The sequence below is a fragment of the Lentisalinibacter salinarum genome, from assembly GCF_040706555.1.
GTDB classification, from domain to species: Bacteria; Pseudomonadota; Gammaproteobacteria; order Steroidobacterales; family Woeseiaceae; genus Lentisalinibacter; species Lentisalinibacter salinarum.
Map to the genome: position 1 here is coordinate 139,468 of NZ_JAPDRH010000004.1, position 25,162 is coordinate 164,629.

The 25,162-nt window shown below is 67.7% G+C and carries 18 protein-coding genes and 1 tRNA gene; 6 read left to right on the forward strand and 13 right to left on the reverse strand.

Translation table 11 applies throughout. From position 1 onward, the window contains the following. Nucleotides 1–29 precede the first annotated feature (29 nt). The 4 genes from ACJMKZ_RS16370 to ACJMKZ_RS16385 form a co-directional block, all read right to left on the reverse strand. Nucleotides 30–1,055, reverse strand: coding sequence for a DUF4382 domain-containing protein (locus ACJMKZ_RS16370; RefSeq protein ID WP_405234293.1), 1,026 nt, complete (start codon nucleotides 1,053–1,055; stop codon nucleotides 30–32). A gap of 231 nt (nucleotides 1,056–1,286) precedes the next feature. Then, nucleotides 1,287–1,955 carry a PEP-CTERM sorting domain-containing protein gene (locus tag ACJMKZ_RS16375; protein ID WP_405234294.1) on the reverse strand — a complete coding sequence of 223 codons (669 nt, stop codon included), beginning with the start codon at nucleotides 1,953–1,955 and terminating at the stop codon, nucleotides 1,287–1,289. 160 nt (nucleotides 1,956–2,115) lie between these two features. Then, nucleotides 2,116–3,207: a non-hydrolyzing UDP-N-acetylglucosamine 2-epimerase gene (gene wecB / locus ACJMKZ_RS16380; RefSeq protein ID WP_405234295.1), complete on the reverse strand. Its 1,092-nt coding sequence runs from the start codon at nucleotides 3,205–3,207 to the stop codon at nucleotides 2,116–2,118. 212 nt (nucleotides 3,208–3,419) lie between these two features. Beyond that, the gene (locus ACJMKZ_RS16385) at nucleotides 3,420–4,049 is read right to left on the reverse strand and encodes a PEP-CTERM sorting domain-containing protein (RefSeq protein WP_405234296.1); all 630 of its coding nucleotides are present in this window, start codon (nucleotides 4,047–4,049) and stop codon (nucleotides 3,420–3,422) included. A gap of 245 nt (nucleotides 4,050–4,294) precedes the next feature. Between ACJMKZ_RS16385 and ACJMKZ_RS16390 the strand changes: the two genes are divergently transcribed. The 3 genes from ACJMKZ_RS16390 (at nucleotide 4,295) to ACJMKZ_RS16400 (ending at nucleotide 7,163) form a co-directional block, all read left to right on the forward strand. After that, nucleotides 4,295–4,370, forward strand: a tRNA-Val gene (locus tag ACJMKZ_RS16390). A 55-nt stretch (nucleotides 4,371–4,425) separates the two neighbouring features. Then, nucleotides 4,426–5,655, forward strand: coding sequence for a phosphoglycerate dehydrogenase (gene serA, locus ACJMKZ_RS16395; protein ID WP_405234297.1), 1,230 nt, complete (start codon nucleotides 4,426–4,428; stop codon nucleotides 5,653–5,655). A gap of 89 nt (nucleotides 5,656–5,744) precedes the next feature. After that, complete coding sequence (locus ACJMKZ_RS16400; RefSeq protein ID WP_405234298.1) at nucleotides 5,745–7,163, forward strand: FAD-binding oxidoreductase; 1,419 nt, start codon at nucleotides 5,745–5,747, stop codon at nucleotides 7,161–7,163. A gap of 7 nt (nucleotides 7,164–7,170) precedes the next feature. Here ACJMKZ_RS16400 and ACJMKZ_RS16405 read toward each other — a convergent pair whose 3' ends face one another. Then, nucleotides 7,171–9,474, reverse strand: coding sequence for a protein kinase domain-containing protein (locus tag ACJMKZ_RS16405; protein ID WP_405234299.1), 2,304 nt, complete (start codon nucleotides 9,472–9,474; stop codon nucleotides 7,171–7,173). Nucleotides 9,475–9,613: 139 nt separating this feature from the next. Continuing rightward, nucleotides 9,614–10,561 carry a hypothetical protein gene (locus ACJMKZ_RS16410; protein WP_405234300.1) on the reverse strand — a complete coding sequence of 316 codons (948 nt, stop codon included), beginning with the start codon at nucleotides 10,559–10,561 and terminating at the stop codon, nucleotides 9,614–9,616. A gap of 422 nt (nucleotides 10,562–10,983) precedes the next feature. Between ACJMKZ_RS16410 and ACJMKZ_RS16415 the strand changes: the two genes are divergently transcribed. The 3 genes from ACJMKZ_RS16415 (at nucleotide 10,984) to ACJMKZ_RS16425 (ending at nucleotide 16,662) form a co-directional block, all read left to right on the forward strand. Then, nucleotides 10,984–12,399 carry a TIGR03013 family XrtA/PEP-CTERM system glycosyltransferase gene (locus tag ACJMKZ_RS16415; RefSeq protein WP_405234301.1) on the forward strand — a complete coding sequence of 472 codons (1,416 nt, stop codon included), beginning with the start codon at nucleotides 10,984–10,986 and terminating at the stop codon, nucleotides 12,397–12,399. 4 nt (nucleotides 12,400–12,403) lie between these two features. After that, nucleotides 12,404–14,458: an XrtA/PEP-CTERM system histidine kinase PrsK gene (gene prsK / locus ACJMKZ_RS16420; RefSeq protein WP_405234302.1), complete on the forward strand. Its 2,055-nt coding sequence runs from the start codon at nucleotides 12,404–12,406 to the stop codon at nucleotides 14,456–14,458. 269 nt (nucleotides 14,459–14,727) lie between these two features. Then, a complete protein-coding gene (locus ACJMKZ_RS16425; RefSeq protein ID WP_405234303.1) occupies nucleotides 14,728–16,662 on the forward strand; it encodes a TonB-dependent receptor plug domain-containing protein in 1,935 nt (644 codons plus the stop codon). Nucleotides 16,663–16,685: 23 nt separating this feature from the next. Here the strand turns inward: ACJMKZ_RS16425 and ACJMKZ_RS16430 are convergent, their stop codons facing one another. The 7 genes from ACJMKZ_RS16430 to ACJMKZ_RS16460 are packed head-to-tail and all read right to left on the reverse strand — an operon-like array spanning nucleotide 16,686 to nucleotide 25,151. After that, on the reverse strand, nucleotides 16,686–19,040 hold the full coding sequence (locus tag ACJMKZ_RS16430) for a VWA domain-containing protein (protein ID WP_405234304.1): 2,355 nt from the start codon (nucleotides 19,038–19,040) through the stop codon (nucleotides 16,686–16,688). After that, complete coding sequence (locus ACJMKZ_RS16435) at nucleotides 19,033–20,586, reverse strand: BatA domain-containing protein (protein WP_405234305.1); 1,554 nt, start codon at nucleotides 20,584–20,586, stop codon at nucleotides 19,033–19,035. Before ACJMKZ_RS16435 ends, ACJMKZ_RS16430 begins: the two co-directional genes overlap by 8 nt. Then, a complete protein-coding gene (locus tag ACJMKZ_RS16440; RefSeq protein WP_405234306.1) occupies nucleotides 20,587–21,471 on the reverse strand; it encodes a DUF58 domain-containing protein in 885 nt (294 codons plus the stop codon). Continuing rightward, complete coding sequence (locus ACJMKZ_RS16445) at nucleotides 21,447–22,436, reverse strand: AAA family ATPase (protein ID WP_405234307.1); 990 nt, start codon at nucleotides 22,434–22,436, stop codon at nucleotides 21,447–21,449. Before ACJMKZ_RS16445 ends, ACJMKZ_RS16440 begins: the two co-directional genes overlap by 25 nt. Next, the gene (locus ACJMKZ_RS16450; protein WP_405234308.1) at nucleotides 22,433–23,491 is read right to left on the reverse strand and encodes a hypothetical protein; all 1,059 of its coding nucleotides are present in this window, start codon (nucleotides 23,489–23,491) and stop codon (nucleotides 22,433–22,435) included. Before ACJMKZ_RS16450 ends, ACJMKZ_RS16445 begins: the two co-directional genes overlap by 4 nt. Further along, nucleotides 23,488–23,976 (reverse strand): hypothetical protein, encoded by a 489-nt coding sequence (locus ACJMKZ_RS16455; protein WP_405234309.1) that lies wholly within the window; start codon nucleotides 23,974–23,976, stop codon nucleotides 23,488–23,490. Before ACJMKZ_RS16455 ends, ACJMKZ_RS16450 begins: the two co-directional genes overlap by 4 nt. Further along, complete coding sequence (locus tag ACJMKZ_RS16460) at nucleotides 23,964–25,151, reverse strand: hypothetical protein (protein ID WP_405234310.1); 1,188 nt, start codon at nucleotides 25,149–25,151, stop codon at nucleotides 23,964–23,966. Before ACJMKZ_RS16460 ends, ACJMKZ_RS16455 begins: the two co-directional genes overlap by 13 nt. Nucleotides 25,152–25,162 lie beyond the last annotated feature (11 nt).

Genomic DNA, 25,162 nt, shown 5'->3' on the forward strand with positions numbered 1-25,162 from the left:
CCTGAATGCCCTCCTACAGGGGTGCCTCTTTAGAACGAGCCGTCCGCCGTCAGGTCCACCTGCACCTCCACCAGTTGATCGGCGATGAAGCCGAACTCCTGGGGGTCCTCCGAGGCTGGGTCGTACTCGTCGCTGTCGGGCAAGTCCGCGTCGGCACTACAGGTGAGCGCCACCCGGTAGGTGCCCGCCAGCAGGAAGCCCGCCTCGTACTCGTACACCTCGTCGACGTCGTTCCACGCGACCGTCGCCGTGGTCACCGGACCTGACTCGGGGTCCACCGACGTGTCGATGTCATCGGGCACAACATCCTCGTTCGGATCCTCGAAGACGTAGACCGCCACGTTCTCGTACAGTCCGGTGGCTTCGTCGGCCGTGCAGCTTTGCTCCAGCGCGGAGCCGGGGCTGTCGTCCACGGTGCCGGCGATGGCTCCCACCTCGGTCGTGTCGACGATGCGGATGGCCGGCTTCAGCACGTAGTTCTCGTTGCACATGTCCGTGGCGGAGCCCGCGAGGCCCGGCGGATTCGTGACGGACTTGCGCACGTCGAAATCGAGGGTGTAATCCGAGACCCCGTTCGCCGTGACGGTGATGCCGCTCACGATCTGCAGGCCGCGCTCGGAACCGCTCGGGATGTACAACGGGCAATCCATACCGTCGGTGGTGGTCAGGTACGAGTCCATGACGTTGCGCTCGGCGTTGACCAGCAGACGCACCCACGCATAGTCGCCTGCCGGCAACTCCTCGCTGAAGACCACGCGCCGGTCCGTGCCGACAAGATCGAGCAGGTCGATGGAACAGGTCCCGGTGGCGGCATCCCACGTATCGCAGGAATCCTCGTCCAGGACGAACGGATCGAGCGCGGGGCCGCCTGCGGGCTTCACCTCGATGCCCGTGAACTGCACGACGACCGCGTCGGCGCTCTCGACAGGTCCGTCGGTCAGACCGAGGGTGAGGTTGCCGGTGGCGGGATCGCCGCTGCTGCCGCCGCAGCCGGCGGCGAGCAGGGCCGAGCAGGCGAGGGCGCCGATGAGTCGTGGAGATCGATTTGTGAACATGGTGGCCTCCGTCGGATGACTTCGGCGGATTGTGTGGGGTCGCACATGGTGCGAACTGTGAACCGTGTCACATTTGATCGTATCTGGGACAATTAGTCCCTTCAAGCTCAATGTAGGAGGGCCTTCAGGCCCGACTCGACTGGATTAGGAATCGGGGATAAATCCCCTCCTACAAGGCCCCTCCCACAAAAAAGCCCCGCACCAGGCGGGGCTTTCGCAGGTGGCGAGCGATTATTCTGCTTTCTTCCGCCTGCGAGCGAAACCTACTCCGACGAGACCGATGCCGAGCAGCGCCAGCGTACCGGGCTCGGGCACCCGCGCCACGTACATCTCGCCGAAGAACTCGTTGTCGATGCCGCCGACGATCTCGTGGAACTGAACCTCGTCGAAGGCCTGATCGAGAATCAGGCCCCCGAAGAACCACTGATCAGGGAACTCAGCCGAGGGGATAAAGCCAATTTGGTCGATCACTACCCCACCAAGCAGGAAACTGATGCGAAACTGTGAGTTGACGCAGGTGGCATTGCACCCATCGACGACTCCGGTGTTGTTCCCGGTTGGTTCGTAGAAGTAGAAGCCGAAGGCGGTGGCGAGGCCGACATCGATGGATATGTCCAGATTCTCGGGCCCGCTGATCGCGATGGCGTTGCGGTCGGAGGTGTAGGTATTGCCGACGAAGATCGTATTGTCCGCCGTCAGGGTGGCATCGCCGAGCGTCACTGTCAGACCCGACCCGCCGTCGATGTCGGGCAGCGCGCCGGTAAGACTCTCCGCGCCCGTGACGGCGGCAAAAGCGTCATCGTCTGCGTAGACCTGAGCAGAAATGATATCCGCATTGGCGACGCTGCCCCAGAGAAGTAGCGGAGCCGCGATCAATTTCAGCTTTCCGAAGTTTTTCATTTATCAGTTCCCATACCAGGCTTGTTAAGTCTGGTCAGGGAGAAGCAACTATCGTGCCATCCAAAAAATTGATCAACAAAACAGAACGTTGGCGTTTCGAAGCGAGGGATGAGACCGGTGATATGTAAAGAAGCCCGACGCCGGGCGGGCCGAAGATGGATCAGGTCAGGAATCGCCGCAGGCTCTCCGCCGCCCGCCCGGCGGTCTTGCCATCCCACAGCGGCGGGCGCTGGCCCGTCTTCCACTCGCCGGCCATGATCTTCGTGACGCTGTCCGCCAGCGTCGCCGCATTGATCAACTCGTTGGTGCCCATCGTCACCGTCACCGGCCGCTCCGTGTTCTCCCGCAGCGTCAGGCAGGGGATGCCGAGATAGGTCGTCTCCTCCTGCAGCCCTCCGGAGTCGGTGATGGCGAGTTTCGCGCCGGTGACCACGTTCATGAAGTCGATGTAGGGAATCGGCTCCAGAAGCTGGATGTTCTCCACCTGCTCCAGCGCCTCCTTCAGCCCGTGGCGCTCCAGGCTTTTGGTCGTTCGCGGGTGTGCGACGAAGGCGAGTTTCAGCGACTGCGCAGCCGCGGTGAGCGCGCCCACCAGCGGTTCCAGCGTCGCCTTCGCGTCCACGTTGGAGGGGCGGTGCAGCGTGACGATGGCGTAGTCCTCGCCGTCCAGGCCCAGGTCCTTGCGCGCCGTCGACGCCTCGATCTTGTCCCGCAGCAGTTCGAAGGAGTCGATCATGATGTTGCCGATGAGGTCTATCTTCTCCGCGGGCACGCCCTCGGCCTGCAGGTTCTCGTCAGCGTCGGCCGACGGCGTCCAGAGCAGATCGGCGATGGCGTCCGTCACCAGCCGGTTGATCTCCTCCGGCATGCGCCGGTCGCGGCTGCGCAGCCCCGCCTCGAGATGCACCACCGGAATCCAGAGCTTCGTGCCCACCATCGCGCAGGCGGCGGTGGAGTTGACGTCGCCCACGACGATGATGGCGTCGGGCTTCTCCTCCAGGCAGACCTTCTCGTAGGCGATCATGACGCCGCCGGTCTGCTCGGCGTGGGATCCCGAGCCGACGCCGAGGTGATGGTGCGGCTTCGGCAGGCCGAGGTCGCGGAAGAAGGCGTCCGACATGTTGTAGTCGTAGTGCTGGCCGGTGTGCACGACCTTCGGCTCGCACCAGTCGGTGGCAGCCAGCGCGTGGTACAGCGGCGCCACCTTCATGAAGTTGGGCCGCGCGGCGGCGATGAGATGGACGGTTTTCATGGGATCGCGGTTCCTGACTGTAGGAGGGCCTTCAGGCCCGACTGCCAAATATCTCGGAGCTTAAGCCCCTCCTACGTGAGATTCCGCGGCGGAGAATAGCAGATTGGCGTGCTGTCCGATGTGATGGCCGCCGGGTTACGGTCATCCGGCCTGGCAAAAAAAACGCCCCGCGAAAGGCGGGGCGTCGGTCTTCGGAACGGTTTTCGTAAGCGTCAGGCTTTGCGATGGCGCCGGGCTACGCCCATGCCGAGCAGACCCATCCCGAGCAGAGCCAGCGTGCCGGGTTCGGGTACGGGCTTTGCCGTCACGTTGATGAAGTAACCCGTGGCGCCGCCGTGATCGGCGCGGAGAATCTGCAGAGAGTGATCGCCGGCACCCAGGCCCGCGACGCTGACGTCGTACTCGTTCAGATTGGCTCCACCACTTCTTGTCGCCCCGAACAGAAAATCGCCGTTGAGCCAGATGATGATTCCATTGTCTATGCCGACGTCGATGTGCAGATCAGAGGTGCCAGCGAGGCTGAAGTCATAGACGATGGCGGTCTCGTCGTTGACCGTCCAGGTCGACGGGATGGCAACCGGACCCTCGCTCCAGGTGCCGCCGCTGTAGTCGCCATTGAGCCAATCCGCGCCGAACTCGTCCGTGAAGGCCAATTCCGGATCCTCGCCGAGCACGATGGTCGGGTCGCCTTCGCTCACATTCGGTCCCGGCAGAAAACCGCCTTCACCGTCAATGGCCTCAAGGTCGCCCAGACCCGCGTTATAACGGCCCTCGGTCGATCCGTCGATAATGATCATGTCCGCAAGAGCCGGTGTGGCGCCGATCAGGCCGATTGCTGCCACGAGTGCCAGAGTCCTTGATTTCACGTCTGCCTCCGATGCATGGAAAATCTGCTCGTCCCGAAAAAAATTGAGCAAGAATCGGGCCAGTAATAGATAGTTTTTGAAATCAATAAGTTAGATCATTGCTTGTTGCCGTCCGGCCGTGGTTGTCAAGTATGCCGACATTCCCATGCGCGAACCGAATCCGATCCCCCGGGGTATGGTTTCCGTTCCACCATTTCCTGTATTATTGCGATCCCTCGGGCGGGCGATTAGCTCAGCTGGGAGAGCGCCGCAGTCACATTGCGGAGGTCGCAAGTTCGATCCTTGCATCGCCCACCAGTCCACCACGGTGACGGTCCGCCGCCGGCACCCTGATCAAGGCCCCGATTGACCCGTGACCCGTTTGTCGCTGTCGAAGGACCGCATCCGCTTCCTCTTGCTGGAAGGCGTCCACCCGGCGGCCCGCGAGGCACTGCGCGAGGCCGGTTACACCAACGTCGAGTCCGTCACCGGCTCGCTGACGGGCGGCGACCTCAAGCAGGCCATCGCCGATGTCCACTTCGTGGGCATCCGCTCCCGTACCCAGCTCACCGCCGACGTGCTGGCCGAGGCTCGCAAGCTCGCGGCCGTCGGCTGCTTCTGCATCGGCACCAATCAGGTGGACCTGGACGCCGCCGAGCTGAAGGGCGTGCCCGTGTTCAACGCGCCGTTCTCCAACACCCGCAGCGTGGCCGAGCTCGTGCTGGCGGAAGTCGTCTTCCTGCTGCGCGGTATCCCGGCGAAGAACGCCGCCGCGCACCGGGGCGAGTGGGCGAAGACCGCGTCCGACTCGTATGAGATCCGCGGCAAGAAGCTCGGCATCGTCGGCTACGGCCACATCGGCAGCCAGCTCGGCGTGATGGCGGAGGCGCTGGGCATGCGTGTCATTTACTACGACATCGAGAACAAGCTGCCGCTGGGCAACGCGGCCTCCCGTCCGCACCTCTCCGACCTGCTGGAGGAGGCCGACGTGGTTAGTCTGCACGTGCCCGAGACGCCGGAGACTCGCCGCATGATCGGCGCCGGCGAGCTGGAGACGATGAAGGAGGGCGCCCACCTCATCAACGCCTCCCGCGGCAGCGTGGTCGACATCGACGCCCTGGTCGCGGCGCTCGAGTCCGGCCGGCTGGCCGGCGCCGCCGTGGACGTCTTCCCCGAAGAGCCCAAGTCGAATACGGATCCCTTCGTCTCGCCGCTGGCGAAGTTCGACAACGTGGTGCTCACCCCTCACATCGGCGGCAGCACCCAGGAGGCTCAGGAGAACATCGCCCTCGAGGTGGCCGGCAAGCTGATCAAGTACTCGGACAACGGCTCCACCACCCAGGCCGTGAATTTCCCCCAGGTCTCGCTGCCCTACAATGTCGAGTACCGGCGCATCCTGCACGTCCACCGCAACGTCCCGGGCGTGCTGGAAAAGATCAACCACATCTTCTCGGAGGAGGGCGTCAACATCGCCGCCCAGTACCTGCAGACCTCGCCCCGCATCGGCTACGTGGTCATGGACGTCGAACTCGACGACGCCAAACCGCTGGTCAAGCGTCTGAAAGGCATCGAGGGCACCATCCGCACGCGTCTGCTGCAGTGACGAGGCGGGCGCCGGCCGCAAGGCCGCGTCCGAAGCCGCTGACCCCACCCGCGAAGCCATCATGAGCGAAACCGAATGACCGATAGCGAATGACCGATAGCGACCGCCAACAGGCCCTCGACCGCATCCGGGAGATCGTCGGCCCCAAGGGCCTCGTCGACGCCGCCGCCGCCGACGGCTACCTGATCGACGAACGCCAGCTCTACAAGGGCAAGGCGGCGCTCATCGTGCGCCCGGCCAGCACCGCCGAGGTGGCCGAGGTCATGGCCACCTGCTATCAGGCCGGTCTCGGCATCGTGCCCCAGGGCGGCAACACCGGCTACTGCGGCGGCGCCACACCCGACGACGCCGAAGGCCAGGTGCTGATCTCCCTCTCGCGCATGAACGAAGTGCGCGCGATCGACCCCGTTGGCTTCACGATGACGGCAGAAGCCGGCGTAATACTGGCGAATGCGCAAGAGGCCGCCGCGGAACACGACCTCCTGTTCCCCCTCAGCATGGCCTCCGAGGGCAGCGCCGAGATCGGCGGGATCCTCGCCACCAACGCCGGCGGCCTGGCGGTGTTGCGCTACGGTACCGGCCGCGAGCTTTGCCTGGGCCTCGAAGTGGTGCTGCCGGACGGGCGCATCATCCACGGCCTCACGGGTCTCAGGAAGGACAACACCGGCTTCGACCTGAAGTCACTTTTCTGCGGCGCGGAGGGTACGCTCGGCATTATCACCGCCGCGACGCTCAAGCTCTTCCCCCAGCCGAAGTCCCGCCAGACGGCCTGGCTGGCGGTGGCGGATGCCGAAGCCGCGTGCCGCCTGCTGGGCCGCGCCCGCCGGGAGAGCGGCGACTGCGTCACCTCCTTCGAATACGTCACCCGGCCTTCGCTGGATCTGGCGTTCAAGCACGCCGACGGCCTGGTCGACCCCCTCGACGAGTCGCAGGACCACTACGTGCTGCTGGAACTCTCGTCCGGCCAGAGCGAGGAGCAGCTACGCGAGGTCAGCGAGGCCATCCTCATGACCGGCATGGAGGAGGGCGAGATCACCGACGGCGTTATCGCCGAATCCGGCCAGCAGCGCGAGCAGCTCTGGCGGCTGCGGGAGTCCATCCCGGAGTCCGAGAAGCACGAGGGCGGCTCGGTCAAGCACGACGTTTCCGTGACCATCGACCGCATCCCCGAATACCTGGCCGAGGCGCCGAAACGTCTGGCGGAGATTGCCGAGTGCCGGTACTCCATCTACGGCCATATCGGCGACGGCAACCTCCACTACAACCTGCTGGCGCCCGACGGCGAGGATGCCGAGGCGTTCAAGCGCGAGCACGGCGCCACGCTGTCGAAATGCGTCCACGACCTGACTGCCGAGCTGGGCGGCAGCTTCAGCGCCGAGCACGGGGTCGGCAAGCTTAAAAAAGGCGAACTCGCGACCTACAAGGACCCGGAGGCGTTGGAGGCCATGCGGGCCATCAAGACGGCGCTGGATCCGAAGGGGCTGATGAATCCGGGGAAGGTGCTTTAGCGGGATCTCAGTCAGAAGACGCCGCGGTTTCCGGCTTGCCCTGCAGCGGGGCGGGCAGCAACTCCACCAGTTCGCCGTACCAGTGGTGCTCTGCGCCGAGGGTGCGGGCGAATCGCTCGCGCAGCTCGAGCGCATGATCCACCGCACCCTGCGAATTGCTCTCGATGAGTGCCTTGGCGTAGATCAGCTGGGTGTAAAATGTTGCGGGGTTATCGAGCCCGCGGGTTTTCTCGAGACGCCGGACGAGTCCGGGCAGGATCTCCAGGGCATCTTCGGTCCGGCCCATGGTGATGAGGGTCGAGGCATAGTTGGACTGGGCTCTCAGGATCCGCACATTGTCGGGCCCGCGGATCGCGATCATCTTCTCGATGGCGGTGCGCTGCAGCGCCTCGCTCTTCTCGAGTTCGCCGAGTTCGCCGTACATGGCGCCCACGAAAGCCTGCTTGCGGAGGGTCCGGAAATCGTCGGGGCCGTACACGATGCGGTGTCGTGCGAGCACATCCTCGTTGTAGGGCAGTGCCTCGCCGATTCCGCGGACGACGTAGACCGAAGCGGCCATGTTGTTGAGCAGGCTCATGGAGATGGGATGGTTCTCGCCCAGCGCGGCGTCCGCGCGTGCGAGCGCTTCGGTGCCGACGTCGATCGCCTCCTCGTGGCGGCCCAGCCGATACAGCACGTTGACGAGCGCCACCGCGCTGCGAAGCGTGCTCTCGGCTTGCGGATTGCGGGCCTCGCGCTGGCCGTAGATCTCCCGGATCATGCCGAGGGCCTCGTCCAGCCGCCCCTCGTCGAGATAGCTGGAGGCGAGATTGGCGCGGGCGTCCAGGGTCCGTTCGTCGTCCGGTCCGAAGAGCGCCCGGATCCGCTCGAGAACATGCTCCAGCAGGGGCGTGGCCGCGGCAAGGTCTCCCTGCTCGCGGTAGATATTCCCGAGGATGCCCTGCAGCCGGAGGTGCACCGCGCTGTCGGGGCCGAATTCTGCCTCGCTCACTTCCAGCCCCTGCAGGACCATGGACTGCGCCTTGTCGAGCTGCTCCAGGCTCTTGTACACGGAGCCGAGGGAAAGCAGCACGCGCGCCCGCACGGCGGGCTCGTTGATCGTTTCCCCGGCGGCGCGCGCGGCACCCTGATCGAGCAGTTCCGTGGCCGAGATTTCGCGGCCCTGGGCGTTCTCCGGCGCCGCCGCCTCGAAGACATCGAGCAGAAAGTCGAGCGATGCGTCCGCCATCCGCGTCTGGCGCAGCGCCTCGTCGCGCTCCAGGCCAACGGCTCGCGTGTACCAGATGGTGGAGCCGACGATCGAGATCAGCGCAAGGGTCACGACCGCGGCCATCGGCCGGTTGCGTCCCACCAGCTTGCGGAACCGGTAGGCGGGACCCATGCCGGCGGCGCGCACCGGAAATCCGGCGAGGAAAGCCTTCAGGTCGTCCTTCAGCGCGTTGGCGTCCGGATAGCGATCGTCCGGGTCCGGCCTCAGGCATTGCTCGATCACGAGCACGAGCTCCCGGGGCAATTCACTGCGGGACGACGCCGGGATCTGCAGCGACCGGCCGGCCGCCGCCCGCTCGATCGCGTCGTTCAGGGTGTCTCCGCCACTGATCGATTGCCCCGTGAGCGTGGCATGGATCAGCAGCCCCAGCTGGTAGACGTCCGAGGCGACGTTGGCCTGACGGCCGAGCAGCTGTTCGGGGCTGGCATAGCCCGGCGTCATGGCGAGGGTGCGGGTGTGCACATCCATATCGCCGCTGATGAGCCTGGCGATGCCGAAATCCAGCAGCTTGGGGGTCCCTTCCCGGTCGACGAGCACGTTCGCGGGCTTGATGTCCCGGTGCACGATGAGCCTGGCGTTGGCATAGGCCACCGCCTCGGCCACCTGGATGAGCAGCCGCACCCGGTCGTCGAGGCCAAGGCCGGCCTCCTCGCAATAGCGATCGATCGGCCGACCGTCCACCAGCTCCATCACGATGTAGGGCCACTGCTGTTCCGTGACCTGGGCGTCGTAGAGCCGGGAGATGTTCGGATGGACCAGCTCGGCGAGCAGTCTCTGCTCGCGAAGGAACCGGCGCCGCATGTCCTCGTCGAACCCGCCGACCGGTGCGATCTTGATGGCGACCTCGCGCTCGAAGCTGCCGTCGATGCGTTTGGCCCGATAGACCTTCCCCATCCCGCCTGCGCCGATCAGGCCGGTGATGCGGTAGTCGCCGAGTTCCTTGCCGACGAAATCGATCTCGTCCATGCCGGAGATGTTCGCCAGCAGATCAAGCCCGCCGCCCGTTTCCAGTAGCCGGTCACTCTTGCGCTTGTCAGCCATGCGCGTCCTCCCCTCTCGTTCCGGCGAATTAAGCCCCTCTCAATATCCTAAATCGAATCTGAGCGGCTTTTCCCGCCAGCGCCACCGCCGAGGCCGGGTGCGCCTTTGCCGGGATACCGGTGGAGTGGTCCCGCCAGGGTCAAGGAATCCCGGGGCAGACAGGCTCGCCGGCACCCAGCCGGATCGCGTCCAACAGGAACACCTCCGTCCCCTCCGTATCGATCAGGAAGAACGTCATCCCGGCGATGGCGGCGAGCTCCATGCGGCGCCCGTCCGGCGCGTTCGCGATGTCGGTAATCGGAACGCAATACTCCCGCGGCTCCGGACCGATCGCGAAGGATCGGTTGAAGCGATCGACGAAGCGGTTGTCGTGGGCCTCGTCGTGGACGCGCAGCGTAAGCTCATGGGACGCACCGTCTCCGGCCGCCGCGACGAATCGCAGTTCGCTGAATCCGCCCCAGTGCGGATACGGATCCCGGAACTGCACGCCGGCGTAGCGCCGTGCCGGCGTCTCCACCCGCAGCAGGTAATGCCCGGCCGCCGGCCAGCCGGCTGGCGTCGCCACCCGCTCTCCGGCCGTGATGAGGGCGGTTTCCCATGCACCCTCGAAGTCGGCGATCACCGGCGCCGCGGCGGACCGCGCCGCCAGGACCCAGGTCCACCACACCACCGGCGCGAGCACGACTACGAGAAGGAACCCGCCGCCGGCCGTCACGGCGCGGGCGCGGTCGGACCGCAAGCGCCCCTCCCGCCGGCCGTGGCGGCCGATCATCAGGCAGAGCGCGGCAGCCGTCCCCAGCGCATCCTGGCCGATGTCCCGGAGAGAATATTCCTGGCCGTTGAGCCACTGGGCGAGTTCGCCGGCCGGCCCGGCAAGGAGCGAGGCGGCGGCCGCGAACAGCGCCGCGCGGTAGACGCCCAGCCGCGGCAGCGCGAGCCGGAAGATGATCAGTGTGAAGACGAAGAAGGCCAGCCCGTGGAGGGAGTCGCGCAGGGACTGGCCGATGTAGGAGTGGCCGCCGAGCGGGAGCAGGTGGCCGAGCAGGAGGATGGCGACGCCGCAGCCGGAAAGGGCGAGCAGGCGCAATAACGGTCTATGGGTCGATATCACCCCTCTCGCCCGTCGAGGCGATCGAGCGTGTCGAGCAGCGCCAACAGTCCGCCCGACCCGCGCTTGCCATCCTGCTTCCCAGGGATTCCGGCCAACAACGTCACCTGTCTTCGTCGAGGCGCCGAAAAGGATGGATCACCGGCATCGCAAGCTCAAGTCCCGTCACGCTGCGGCGCGGAATTCGGCGGCGAGCAACGCGTGCACGAAGCCGGGAGTCATCCGCACGTCACGCGGGCCCGCTATCCTGTCTCAAGCGGTTGATAAGTCTTTCACATAATTCTGTGGAATGCATCACAACCCGCTGAAACCTTTGGCCTATAATGCTAATCAACAACAGGGCCCGGTGGGACTCGATAGCCCATCGGCAAAGAACCCATGCCCGCTCGCCGGGAGACACGGTGCATATCGGCCTGATGCCATTCCGCCTTTTCAATAACTACCTGCGGCTGCCGGTAGTGCTGCTGGCTGCCGCGGAATGCGCGGTGATCTTCGCGTCGCTGTACGTCGCCGCCTGGGCGCGGTTCGACTGGAATTTCCAGGCGTACTCGTTGATCCACGGCCCGATCTGGTCCCAGGCGACGGTGCTGACGATCATAGTCTGCATCAGCCTGATTGCTCTCGGCCTCTATCAGTTCCACCAGCGCCTCTACTTCAAGGAATCGCTGGCCCGCCTGGCCGTCGCCTTCATCCTCGCTGGTTTCCCGCTGGCCGTCGTCTGGTACACGTTCCCACAGGTGGCGCCGACGCGAGGCGTGGCCGCTCTCGCCGCGCTGGTGGCCTTCGCGGGACTCTCCGGCATCCGGTATCTCTTCCTGCGCACCGCCGACGAGAACATCTTCCGTCGGCGCACGCTGGTCTTCGGAGCCGGCGAACGGGCGGCGGCCATCCGCGACATCCGCAGGAAGGCCGACCGGCGCGGTTTCCAGGTGGTGGCCAACGTGGGCGCGGCCGGAGACGGCAGCGTCAATCGTTGCGACAAATACGTCGACCATGATCGACCGCTACTGGCCATCACCCGGGAGCGCGAAGCCGACGAGATCGTGGTCGCCATGGACGATCGCCGTGGCAACCTGCCCATCGACGAGTTGCTGGCCTGCAAGGTGCGCGGGATCGATTGTCTCGATCTTCTCGGCTTCCTGGAGCGCGAGACCGGCAAGATCCGCATCGACCTCGTGAACCCGAGCTGGATGATCTTCTCCTCCGGCTTCCGCATCACGCCGCTGCGCCGGGCCACCAAGCGTGGCCTCGACCTGTTCGTGAGCCTTCTGGCGATGTTCGTTGCGCTGCCGGTGATGGCGCTCTGCGCGCTGGCCATCAAGCTGGAGGACGGACTCCGGGCGCCGGTGTTCTACCGCCAGCGGCGGGTAGGCCTGTACGGCGAAAATTTCGACGTGCTCAAGTTCCGCAGCATGGTGGAGGACGCCGAGGCGCCAGGCCAGGCGCAATGGGCGGAGAAGGACGACCCGCGCGTCACCCGGGTGGGCGGCGTGTTGCGCAAACTCCGCTTCGACGAACTGCCCCAGCTCCTGAACGTGCTCAGGGGCGAGATGAGCGTCGTCGGACCCCGGCCCGAGCGGCCCGAGTTCGTCTCGCAACTGAAGCAGAACATCCCGTTCTACGCCGAACGCCACACGGTGAAACCGGGCATCACCGGCTGGGCCCAGCTCAAGTACCAGTACGGCTCCACGGAACAGGACGCCATCGAGAAACTGCAGTACGATCTCTACTACGTGAAGAACCACAGCCTGCTGCTGGACCTGGTGATCATGCTGCAGACCGCCGAAGTCATCCTCTGGGGCAAGGGCGCCCGCTAGCCCCATGCTCGCTAGCCTGCCCGCGATCGGCTACGGCCTGGCTGGCGCGGCATTCCTGATCCTCACCCTTCTGCTGCTGACCAGCTGGCAGGGGCGTCTCCACGGCGCTTTGCTCACCACCGCCGCTGGCTTCTCGGCGCTGTGGGGTATCGCCCTGGCCGTGAGCCTTTCGCCGGATCCCGCCCTGGCGGTCCTGAAAGTGTTCCTGGTCGAGACGCTCAGGAACGGCGCCTGGCTCGTCTTCCTCTCCGCGCTCTTCGCCGGCGGCCTCGGCGGCGGCGCCGGCCATCGGGTGCTGGTATTCGGCGGGCCCGCTCTGGCGGCCGCCGTGCTGCTGGGCGGCGTCGGCCTGTTCGTAGCGGAGGCCGCCGGCATGCCGTCTCCCGGCGTCGGCCAGGCGCTCATCACGGGGTCGCTCGGCCTGTCGTTGTTCTCGCTGATCATGGTGGAGCAGATCTACCGCAACGCCCGTTCGGCGCAGCGGGCGGCGTTGAAGTTCCTGTGTCTGGGGCTGCTCGGCCTGTTCGCCTACGACCTGGTGCTCTATTCCCAGGCCATCCTGTTCGGCCGCATCGACGAGGTGCTCTGGAGCGTGCGCGGTATTGTTGCGGCCTTCTGCGTGCCGCTGATCGCCGTCTCCGCCCAGCGAAATCCGGACTGGTCCGTGGGCATCTTCGTCTCCCGCCAGGTGGTCTTCTACACCACCACCCTGATGGGCGTGGGCATCTACCTCATCCTGATGGCCGCGGTCGGCTACTACATCAAGGTATTCGGCGGGGAGTGGGGGCCGGCGGGGCAGGTGGTCTTTTTCGCGGCCGCCATCCTGATACTCGGGATTCTGATCTTCTCCGAGCGGCTGCGGGCGCAGCTGAAAGTTTTCATCAGCAAGCACTTCTTCAGAAACCGTTACGACTACCGGGAGGAGTGGCTGCGCCTGATGCATACGCTGTCGGCGCCCGAGGAGCCGGGCCTGCCGCTGGCCAAGCGCGGCATCAAAGCCCTGTGCGACATCCTGGAAGCGCCGGCCGGCGTGCTCTACCTGCGCGAGGATGGCCGCTTCCGCTGCACGGCAGGCTGGAATACCGCGCCCGACGGCCAGACGCTGGCGGCTGAGCACTCACTGCCCCGATTCCTGGAACAGAGTGGCTGGGTGATCGATGCCGACGAGTATCGACGCGAGCCTCCGCGGTATGAGGGCCTGGATGCCGATCCCGGCGTGCTGGGCATCGACCCGCCCGGCGTGATCGTGCCGCTGGTGGGCGAGGAGCAGATGCTCGGTTTCGTGGCCCTCGCACGCTCCGAGCGGCCGCGCAGCCTCAATTACGAGGACCATGACCTGCTGAAGACCGCCGGACGCCAGATCGCGAGCTATCTCGACCAGGAGCTGAAGAAATACCAGCTGGCCGAGAGCCGGCAGTTCGAGGCTTTCAACCGCCTGACGGCGTACCTGATGCACGATCTCAAAAACCTCATCGCCCAGCAGTCGTTGGTGGTGGAAAACGCCCACAAGCACAAGGACAAGCCGGAGTTCATCGACGACGCCATCCGCACGGTGGACAGCGGCGTCGCGCGGATGAAAAAGGTGCTGGAGCAGCTCAAGCAGGGCGCGCCGATGCAGGCCGCTATCCGCATCGAGGTGGGCAAGCTGGTGATGGAGGCGGTGTCCCAGTGCGCCGACCGCCGGCCCGAGCCGCGCACGGAGATCGGGGATCACCGGTTGTGGATACGGGCCGACCGGGAGCGGCTGCTGGCGGCGCTGATCCATGCGATCCGCAACGCGCAGGACGCGACACCTGCGGACGGGAGCATCCGCGTTACCGTCGAGGATTGCAACGGAGAATGCGCCATCCGTGTGATCGATACCGGCCGTGGCATGGAGCGCGAGTTCATCGAGACCCGGCTGTTCAAGCCCTTCGACAGCACCAAGGGCACGTCCGGCATGGGCATCGGCGCCTACCAAGTGCGCGAGACCGTGCGCGCCAGCGGCGGCGAACTGCACGTGGAGAGCGTTGCAGGGGAGGGCACGAGGATTTCGATGGTGCTCCCCCTGGCACAGTAGGAGGGGCTTTAGCCCCGATTCATCAGCCCCGATTCATCAGACCCGATTCGGTTAAGGCCCGGTCCCGGATGGCTCACCGGTGGTCGGGCCTGAAGGCCCTCCTACATTATGTCGAGGAATTCCCTGTCGGATTTTCCTACATCGAAAGCCGGATTTCTGACCGCAATCACGGCAAGAGGCTGTCCGATGGGCTAAAAATCAGCACTTTGAGCAGTTGGCACAGGCCTTGCCTGTTAATGAGTAAACTTTTTCCTGCGCAGAGGAAGCCCGTGACAAGAAGAACAATACCCCTCCCGGTGTCCAGTGTGACCCGGCTTGCCGCCCTCATCGTGCCTGCCGTCGGACTCGGCGCCGTTCCACCCGCATTGGCGCAGGACGATCCCATCGAGACCATCGTCGTGACCGGCAGCCGGGTCACCGACCTGCTGGCCGACATACCGAATTCGACCACCGTGATCGGCCTGGACCGGATAGAGGCGCAGAATCACGCCAACGTGCTCGACATCCTCAGGGAAGTGCCGGGTCTCCAGGTTACGCAGCCCGGCGGGCGCGGCGGCATCGCCTCGGTGTTCATCCGCGGCGGCGAGCCGAACTTCACGATGGTGCTGATCGATGGTATCCGCGTGAACGACCCCAACAACACGCGGGGCGGCTCTTTCGATTTCTCGACCCTGAACGTGGAGGACATCGAGCGCATCGAGATCGTGCGCGGGCCGCAGTCGGCGATCTACGGATCCGATGCCCTGAGCGGCGTCATCAACATCATCACGAAGGGGCCGGCCGAAGAACTCGGCACGACGCTGCACGCGGAAGCGGGCGAGGACGACTACCGGCGAGCCGCCATCGAGGTGGCGGGCCCCACGACGGAGACGGGCGGTTTCGCGCTGCGTCTCGGCCACGTCGACGACGACGGAGCCACGCCCGGCAATCGTTACGAGAGCAATTCCGTGAACGCAAAGTTCTCCTTCGGGGACGGCCGGGCGTGGGATCTTCGCTTCTTCGGCCGTTATTCGGATAACGAGGGCACGAGCTTTCCGGAAGACAGCGGCGGCCCGGAACTGGCGGTGATCCGCGATCTCGACGAGAAATCCTCCGAAGACCTCAGTATCGGTGTCGCGGGCGGCATCGACATCGCCGACGGCTGGCGGTTGAACGCGACGGCGAACCGCTATGACCACCAGGACAGCTACGTGTCGCCGGGCATAGCGTCGGGCGTGCGCGACGGCGTGCCGCCGAACGGGGCGGATTCGGAGCTGGAGCGAACGAGCTACTCGGCCCACGTCGTCGGAAACTTGACGGATTCCCTCAGAGCGACGTTGGGTGTGGATCACTATCGCGAGGACGGTGAATCCGAGGGCTTCGTCGAGTTCGCTCCGGGCTTTTCGATCCCGGCCGGATTCACGATCGACCGTGAGGTGACCGGCTATTTCGGCGAGTTCCGCTACCAGCCCGTCGCGGCTCTGACGCTGCTCGGCAGCCTCCGTCACGACGAGCCGGACGAGGAAGCGGGCGAGACCACCACGAAGCTGGGCGCACTCTACGACCTGGCAGGCGGCCGCACGACGTTCCGGGTCAATTGGGGCGAAGGGTTCAAACTGCCGAGCTTCTTCGCGCTGGCCAGTCCCCTGGTCGGCAATCCGGATCTGAAGTCGGAGAAGAGCGAAAGCTTCGATATCGGCGTGACGCAGCGGTTCTTCGCCGGCCGGCTGGCGACGACGGTCACGCTCTATCGCAACAAATTCAAGGATCTCATCGATTTCGACCCCGCGCTGTTCACGAATGTCAATCGCTCCGAAGTGGAGGCACAGGGTGTGGAACTGGAGGTCGACTACCGGGTTTCCGACACGCTGGACGTTTACGCCGAAGCCGTCTATCTCGACCTCGAAGTGAAGGACGCCGACCGGGAGCTGCTGCAACGCCCGGATTGGCGCGGCAGTGTCTCCGTGCGCTGGCGCCCGGCGGCGACCTGGCTGCTGCAGTCCTCCTGGCTCTACGTGGGTGAGACCTTCGACTCTTCGGTCCCCACGGGCCAGGTTGTTCTGGACGGCTACAACCGTTTCGATACGACGCTGACCTGGAGAGCGGCCGACAGCACGGATCTCGTTTTCGCCGTCGACAATCTCTTCGACGCGGATTACGAAGAAGCGGTCGGTTTCCCGTCTCCGGGCCGCCGCGGCCGGCTGGCACTACGCTACCGCTTCTGACCACCTCAATTGTAGGAGGGCCTTCAGGCCCGATCCCTGTCCCGACCGCTGTCCCGATCGCTGTCCCGATCGCTGTCCCGATCGCTGACCCTGTCCCGGCCCGGCCAGCGAACCGCGATCGGAGCTAAAGCCCCTCCTACGTATCGCTCCAGGGCCAGAGTGGCAAGAAACACCAGCAGCGCCGCCAGCGCCAGCCCGCGGCGTAGCGGCAGTGGCGGCGACAGGGCCGCCATCGATGCTTCGCCTTGCCACCGCCTGAGGACCCCGACCTCGACCAGGTCGCTGGCGAGAATTTGGTCCGGCCCGCCCGGATCGTCCTGGCCGGCCAGGAAAGCGTGACGCCACCGTCGCGCGTCGGTCTCCCAGGCCAGCTGCCACACGCCGTCGGGTCCGTCCGGCAACGGCACACGCCAGCGCCCCGGCGCCAGGGGTTCGGCTCGTACTTCGACGACGCCCGTCGGGGTCGTCAGGACGACACGCCTCGGCGGCTGCGAGCCGATCCCGGTGTCGATCACGACCTCCGCGGCACCACGCCGGTAGGCGATCGCCGACGGCCCCGTACTGCCGACGGCAACGGCTTCCACGACGCCGGCGGCGAGCGCCGGCCAGTGCTCCCAGCCGAGCCAGTCTCCGGCCCATGCGCCAAGCCCGCCGGTGAGGACCGCGACCCGGCCGGCACCCGCCGTGCCGGTAACCAGCAGGGGCTCGCCCCCCGGCGCGACGAGATAGACCGTGGCCTCCGGGCGCGGCCGGGTGACGAGCCAGGCGTCCAGCGGCGGCCAGCCCCGGTCGGCCGCATCCGGAAGGAAACCCGCGCGTACCACCACCGGCTCTGCCGGCCCCGTAGCGAAGGCGGGCCGGCGGGATTCCACCTCGTCGCGCATCAGCGCCGGGAGTCCGGCGAGATCGCGGCTGACGATCACGGTCACGTTCTCGCCGGCATCCAGCCGCTCGACGGGGACGTCGGCATCCGCATCACCGACGACGATCGCGATGAGTTCGGCGCCTTTGCCGTGCAGGCCGGCATCCAGCGCGGCGAGATCGTCGTCGGCGAGCTGTCCGTCGGTGACCAGCACCAGCAGGCGCTGGTACTGGCCAGCATCGGCGAGCATCGCGAGTCCGGTCCGGATGGCGGGCAACAGCCGGGTGCCGCCGCTGGCACGATCCGGAAAGGCCGCGCGCAGTGCCCGGGCGTGATCTTCGCGGGACGCCGATGCAAGCAGCACCCGCGCCTCGGCTTCGAACGCAACGAGGCCGGTGCGATCGGTCGGCGTCAGTGCGCGCGCGGTCGCGACGACTGCATCCCGCGCCGCACGCAGTGCGCCGTAGTCGTCCCGTCCCATGCTGCCGGAGACATCCACCAGGAAGACGAGGTCGGCGGGTTGGTCCGGCGCGGGGGGCTCCGAGACGACGGGCAGAACAGACTCCAGCACCGAGCCCCGGTAGGCGCCCAGGCCGAACGCATCCGGTCCGCCGAGCACGAGCAGGCCGGTCGCGCTTTCTCTGACGGCCGCCGCCAGCGAGCGCCAGGCGGCATCCGGGACGCCATCGGCCGGCACGTTGTCGAGGATGATGGCGCCGTAACGCCCCAGGCTGTCGGCCGCGGCCGGCCATGCATGCGGTTGCATGCGAACGACCGGCCAGCCGCCCCCCGCGAGTGCATCGCCGAGCGCCGACCGGTCGCGGCTCACGACGAGCAAAGCCGGTCGTCCGGCAATATTCACGATCGCGGCACCCGTCAGGCGATCCACTGGTTCCCCGGTCGATCGGTCTGCCAGCTCGGCGTCGAGCTGCAGCACTCCGGTGCGCGGCGCCTCGAGACTGAGCCGGGTCACCTCGTCGGGGCTCGCGCTCACCCGAGCGAGCCGCGCCCCCTCGTGCTCGAGGACCACATCGAGGGCCGCTCCCGCGGGCGCCTCGTGCCGGACCTCGAGGAAGATTGGCTCGCCGGCCGCGGCACGAGCCGGCGCCCGCACGCCGATAATCACGGGTTCGTGCACCCCGCGCGTCGGTTGCCAGAAGACCGGGTGGCCGGCTTCGGCCGACTGTCTGACGAGAGTCGCCGTGCGTGCCGGCCAGCGCCCTCGGGATGCGAGGACAATGACGTTGCGATCCCGCGGCGCCAGATCACGTAGCGTCGCCTCCAGTACGGCATCCATGCGGCCGGGCGGCGCCTGCCGGCTGGATACGGTCGTGCTGCGTCCATCTGTCACGGCCACGATCCCGTCGGCCGCCGACATGGCCGCCTTGGTCGGCTCGGCGATCACTGTCAGCACGCTTACGCCCTGGCCAGAGTCGTGCCCGGGCACCAGGACGGCTGCCGCCAACAACAGCGCCGCCGCCGCGCGCCCGACCGGGCCCCGCCACCGCCTAGCCAAGTCGGGTCTCCCGGGCCGATCGCTGCAGGCGCAGACCGTCGAGCAGCAGCAGGGCGAGAGCGGCAGCGAGCAGCGGTGACGTCAGCGACCTCCGTTCCGAGACCGTGGCCGAGGCAGCGGCCGAAGCGATGGCCGGAAGGGCCAGCGGCGCGATGTCCGACTCCGCCGCCGGCCTCTCCGCCAGGGCGACGGGGTCGAGCACCGGTCGGCCGAGCGCGAGGTCGACCAGCGCGCCGACCAGGGCCGCGTACTCGGGTTGGCCCGTCAGGGCCGGGTTGGCCATGTCGATCACGGTCTCGACGAGCGGGCCGGGCCCACGCCGCAACAACGGACGTTCGCCTGCAGCGAGCAGCGTCTCGTACCCATTGGACGCGCCGTCATCGGGCCAGGCGGCGGCCGCGATCCAGTCGGGCTGCAGTCGAAACTCCGCGGTCTCCGCCAGCACCGCGGCCTGCAACAGGGGGGCGGTGACGGGTTCGGTTGCGCCGGTGTGCAGCACGATGCCCGGCATGCCGGGCGCGGCGCGCTTGCCGCAAGTGACCTGCAGCGCGGCGGGTCCGTCGCTGGCGCGAGTCACGAGCCCGGGGTGATGGGCGAGTGCCCGCTGCAGGTCGCCGGGACACACCGGATCGATTCGCGCGCGCACCGCATGCAGCGGCGTCATGTCGAGCGTGAGCCCGTCGTCGGCGGGCAGCGCGTCGCCGGGCTCGAGTCGGGCGGACAGTCGGCCCGTCCCGACCGGGATTTCCATTCGCAGCGGCGGGGCTTCGCCGGGTGCCATCTCCAGTTCGTAACTGCTTGCCGCTTTGCCGTCGGTTTCCAGCTGCAGACGGCGAAGCTGCTGCTGTTCGCCCCGGTTGGCGACGACGACGAGCACACGTGCCATCGTCGGCTCATCCGGATTGCGGCGGGCGGCGAGACGGACGACGCTCGCATTCTCGGTGGCTGCGCCGACGAGTAACGACCGACTGATCGGGGCCCGAGCGGCCCAGTCGGCGATGCGGCGGTCCGCGCCGTCGCTGACGAGCCAGTGAGACGTATCCGTCTGCATGATTGCGGCGGGAGGCGGAGAGGGACGCACGGCGTCCGCGGATTGCCAGGCCGGGGCTCGCAGCGCATCCGGATCGCCGCCGTCGAGGGCGAGCGCGGGATCGGTGAGTGAGCGCAGGATCACGGAAGAGGCGGGCGCCTCGTCGAGTGCGTCCGCCAGGCGCGCGAGACCGGCCGTGAGGCGCGACTCACTGTCTTCTTCCGCGAGCATGCTCAGCGTATCGTCGATCCACACCGTGATCCGTCCGCCGGCCTGCTCCCAGCCGGGATCGGCGAGGGCGAGGATGACCAATGCCGTGATCAGTGCGCGCAGGCGCCAGGCCGGGTCGGGCGGACGCTTCGCACTGGCGCCGGGCCGGAGGCCGCTCGCTTCCCGCCACAGGAAAACGGCACCCGTAGGCACCTCGATCAGTGGCGCCTGCCAGCGGTGCAGCCAGCGGATGACCGGCAGCACGGCGAGGGCCGCCAGCCAGAGCGGTGCGCCGAGGACGAACACTCAGGCTCCGAGATGGGTGAGCAGGGTCCGTTCCCAGTCGCCGTCGTCGCGACAGCGGCTGAAGCGCATACCGAGCCCGACGGTGATGGCCCGCAGGCGTTCACCGTGCCGATCCAGGCGTTCGCGAGCAGCGACAATGGTGGCCGGGGAGAGGGTGAGCGGGCGGCGCTCGCCGCTCTCGACGTCACGCAGGAGCGCGGGTCCGACTGCCGCCGGGTCCGCCTCGTCGCGAGCGAGGACCTGGATCACCTCGGCGCCGGCGACACTCGCGCGCAGCCGCCGCAGATCCGCCGCCATGGCATCCTCGCGCAGCAGATCGCTGATCAGCATCAGGTTGCCCGAGCGCCGCATGTGCGCAGTGCACACGCCCGGCAGCGAGGCGCCGCCCCGCGGCAATGGCTCGAAACGGCGGAGTTCGCGCACGAGCGTCGCGAACTGGCGCGAACCGCGCCCGGCGGCCACGCGGACGCGCACGCGGTCGTCGAACACCAGCAGTGACACCCGGTGTCCCGCCTGCAGCAACGCATAGGCGAACCCGAGTCCCAGTTCCACGGCGAAGGGCCACTTCCGTCCCAGGGCCATCGAGGCACTGCCGTCGACGGCGAGATACCAGTCCGCGGCCGACTCGTCCCGGTAGCGGCGGATCAGCGTCCGGCCCCGGCGGGCGGACTGGCGCCAGTCGATGTGGCGGATGTCCTCCCCCGGCGCGTAGGCGCGCAGGTCCAGGAACTCGAGGCCGGCCCCGGCCCGGTCCCGTGCCGAGCGTGGCCCGACCCCCTGTACGGCATGGCCGCCGAGGAGTGGCGTTGCCAGCCGGGCGAACCGCCGCAGCCGCGCCTCGTCCGGCGGCGCGGTGCCGGTCAGCCGATGTGCCTGGTGCGCCATGCCGTCAGTATGCCCTCGACGACCGCATCGACCGTGATGCCCTCCAGTTCGCTGGCGGTATGCAGCAACAGCCGGTGCAGGAGTATGGCTGGCGCCACCTCGGCGACGTCCTCGAAACCGGCCTGGGGCCGGCCGTCGAACAGCGCCCTGACGCGTGCACAGCGGATCAGTGCCTGCAGCGCCCGGGGACTCGCCCCGTAACGGATATGGCGCGCGGCCGGTTCCGTCGCGGTGCGCGCATCCGGCTGGGTGGCGAGCACCAGTTCGATGGCCGCCTGCCGTACCGGCGTGGAGACGATCACCTCGCGGGCGGCGGCGCGGATCGCCAGGGCCCGGTCGCGGTCGACGAGGCAGCCGAGCTGGTCGGCCGGTTCGCCGTCCAGCGACGTCTCCAGCAGCGCTTCCAGGCTGTCGGCCGACGGGTAGGCGATGGGTATCTTCAGGAGGAAGCGGTCCAGCTGGGCCTCGGGCAGGGGATAGGTCCCCTCGAGTTCGATCGGGTTCTGCGTGGCGATCACCCAGAACGGGTCGGGCAACGGAAAGCGGATGCCGGCGTAAGTGACCTGCCGCTCCTGCATCGCCTCCAGCAGCGCGGACTGGGTGCGCGGGGTCGCCCGGTTTATCTCGTCGACCAGCACGAGGTGGGCGAACAACGGGCCCGGGCGGAATTCCACCTCGCCGGAGCCGCCGCGCAGCACCTCGCTGCCGGTAATGTCCGCCGGCAGCAGATCGGGCGTGCACTGGATGCGGCCGAGGTCCACGCCGACCGCGCCCGCGATGGCTTTGGCGAGGTGGGTCTTGCCCAGCCCGGGCAGTCCTTCCAGCAGGACGTGGCCGCCGGCGAACAGGCCGATCAGGAGGTGGCGGACCACGGCCTGCTGGCCGACGATCACGGCATTCAGCGCCTCCTCCAGCCGCTGCATGTCCCGGCGGATCGTCTCGGCGGTGTCGGCGAAATCGTTCACGATCCGTCCCTCCTCGACTCGAGGTAGCGGCGCGCATAAGCGGTCTGCGCCGGGCTCAGTCTCGCCTGTGTTGCGCCCTCCGGCGGTGCGGCGGCCGGGCGCAATAGCGATCCCCGAGGCGCGCGGTCGGCACCCTCTGCGTAATCCGCACCGGTTGTGGCGGCGGTTGCCACCACGGTTCCCTGCCGGGCAAGTGTGGCCGCATCGCTCGGCATCATGCCACTGTCCCGGCCGTCCATTTCGTCCGTTCCGTCGCGCGCGCCGGCTTGCGCGTCGCCTGCCTCGGCACCGCCGCCGGTGCTCCCCGCCGCATGGCCCGGAGCGCGGGGCTGGATTTCCGCTGCCTCTTCGCGCATCGCTCCCGGTTCCGGCGGTTCCGCCGATGGAGCCTGGCTGCGCATCCGGTCTTTGCCGTGGGAGGCCTCGGGCTCTTCACTGCCGTTGGCCGTCAGTGTCTGCCGAAGACGCTGCAGCGACCTCCCGTCTTCCTCCCGAGCCATCAGGGACGCCGTGCCGGTTGCCCTTCCGGCTTCGCGCGCTGTCATCGATGCCTCGTCGGTCGGCGAGGCCAGCCGGAGCACCAGCAGGCCGAGGAAGGCAGGGATCAGCGCGAGCGCGGCACGGGAGATGTGTGGCGCCTGCCGCAGTCGTCGGCGCTCGGTCAGCAGTGCGTCGGCTGTTTCTCTCGCCCGCCGTGTGACTTCGCGGGCCGCGGGCGAGGGGGCGAGGGCTGCATCCGCCTCGAGCGCCGAGACCAGCAGTGCGCGGGTGCCGAAAGTGCGGTCGGCGTGCAATGCGGCATCCGTAAGTGCAGGTCGGGCGGCGAGGCCCGGGGCGAGCGCGGCCAGAATCGCAGCGCACACGAGGCTCGCCGTTACGGTCCAGTCGGGTTCGAAGGCCGGCAGCAGGGCTGCGCCGCCGACCGCCAGCAGCGTCAGGCCCCCGAGCCAGGCGGCAAGGGGCACGCGGCGCACGATCATGCCCCACCAGAGGCTGCGTCGCGCGGCGCGCAGGAGTCGCAGCAAGGGGTCGGAGGCTGCCAGAAGCCGGGTCACGGCTGCACCCAGTTGCTTATCGGCGAACGCGCCAGCCAGATCCCGGCGGCGACACTTGCTCCGAGAGCCACGGCCAGCGGCTGCGCGGTCTCCTCGCCGACCGGCAGGCGTGAGATCAGTTCGCGGCCGAGGAGCACCACGCCGAACAGCGCTGCCGCGCCGGCCTGGGTGGCGGCGAGCGTGAGGGTGTCAATACCGGTCGCCGCCCAGAGCATCGCCAGCAGCGGCCAGAGCGGCAGGCTGGCGGCGGCGAGTATGGGCAGCGCCTCGCTCATCGGCGTATCCCGTGGGGTCCAAAAAGGTGTCAGCACCGCGATCAGGATCCACTGCCCGGTGATGCAGGCCGTCGCAGCGGTCGCGCTGATGGCGACGCTGGCGCCCGGCAGGCTCGGCGGCACCAGTGCCAGACTGGAGAGCCACCAGACGCTGGTCGCGGCCACCAGCAGAAAGACGGCGATCCCCGGTGCCGCGGTCAGCCGCTGCACGGTGCTGCCTCCGCCGACGGAATCTCCCGGCGCACCAGCCAGGCATCCTGTGCGATCCGGTCTCCGGGGATCGCCAGCCGGAGGAGCACCGCCAGCCCGCCTGCGCGCTCGCGCAGCAGCCGGGTTGCCGGGCCGGGAGACACGGCCGTGCCCGCGGCCTGCCAGATCTCGCCCGGCGCGAGGGGAGGTACGGCGTACACGCCATCTGCGGCCGCCAGCCACGCACCTTCGACGGTCCGGTGGCTACGATTGCAGACCCGTGCCGTGCCGTCCCTGATCTCGGCGCGCAGGCTGGGCTCCGCCGGGAAGCTTCCGGCCGACTCGACGGATAATTGCGCCAGCAGCGTGGCGCGCCACTCGATCCGGTTTGCCTCCTCGTCGAGCACGTAGTCGGTTCCGATCACGCGCGTGGGATACCCGCCGAATTCCCCCAGCGGCAGACGGTGCTCGCCGCGTCCGGTCGCAACTGCCGTGCCGAGGCTGACGTAGCGCGCGATCCGGTCGCCGCGGTCCACCTCGGCCCAGGCCACGAACGCGTCGTTGCGCCCGCCGGTCCAGAGCACACCCGCGACGGCGGTGGCCAGCAGGCAGAAGCCGAGAGCGGCGGGGCGCAGACCGGGCACAGCCAGCAATACCAGGAACACACCGAGGAAGCCGGCCACGAACACGGCCATCAGTTCGATCTCGCCATTGGCGTCGGGCAGCAGGGGCCGCAGCGCCTCCGCATCGATCATCGCCGGCGGTCCGTCCGCCGTCAGCCGTTCGAGCACGGCGGTCGAACTCCGCGCGTCGGCCCCGGCAACGAACCGGCCGCCACAACCCGCCCGCCGTGCCAGTACGTACTCCGCGTCGCCGGGGGCCCCGATCAGGATCAGCGGCCCGCAGCGACCGGCATACTCGAGCAGGGCGCGCAGCCGGTCCGTATCCAGGCGGGCGAGTGCGGAGCCGTCGATCACCAGCGCCTCGACTGCCGCATAGTCCTGCGGCTGCGTCGGCAGGTCGTCTGGCGATCTGGTCGGTACCGCGGCCAGATCGCCAGTAGACTCCATAGCGCCGATGGCGGCGGCCGCCGTCTCGCCAACCGCGACGACGCCCCTGAGTGGCTCCTCAGCGCCGGAACCGGCTGCCGGCGCGGCGACGACCAGCAGCAGGCCAAGGGCGAGGGAACCGGCCATACAAGATGCGG

What these genes read in the sequence shown, in the direction of transcription:
- ACJMKZ_RS16370 (WP_405234293.1), bottom strand. Translation starts at nt 1,055, where the DNA reads ATGTTCACAAATCGATCTCCACGACTCATCGGCGCCCTCGCCTGCTCG.
- ACJMKZ_RS16375 (WP_405234294.1), bottom strand. Translation starts at nt 1,955, where the DNA reads ATGAAAAACTTCGGAAAGCTGAAATTGATCGCGGCTCCGCTACTTCTC.
- wecB (WP_405234295.1), bottom strand. Translation starts at nt 3,207, where the DNA reads ATGAAAACCGTCCATCTCATCGCCGCCGCGCGGCCCAACTTCATGAAG.
- ACJMKZ_RS16400 (WP_405234298.1), top strand. Translation starts at nt 5,745, where the DNA reads ATGACCGATAGCGACCGCCAACAGGCCCTCGACCGCATCCGGGAGATC.
- ACJMKZ_RS16405 (WP_405234299.1), bottom strand. Translation starts at nt 9,474, where the DNA reads ATGGCTGACAAGCGCAAGAGTGACCGGCTACTGGAAACGGGCGGCGGG.
- prsK (WP_405234302.1), top strand. Translation starts at nt 12,404, where the DNA reads ATGCTCGCTAGCCTGCCCGCGATCGGCTACGGCCTGGCTGGCGCGGCA.
- ACJMKZ_RS16440 (WP_405234306.1), bottom strand. Translation starts at nt 21,471, where the DNA reads ATGGCGCACCAGGCACATCGGCTGACCGGCACCGCGCCGCCGGACGAG.
- ACJMKZ_RS16460 (WP_405234310.1), bottom strand. Translation starts at nt 25,151, where the DNA reads ATGGCCGGTTCCCTCGCCCTTGGCCTGCTGCTGGTCGTCGCCGCGCCG.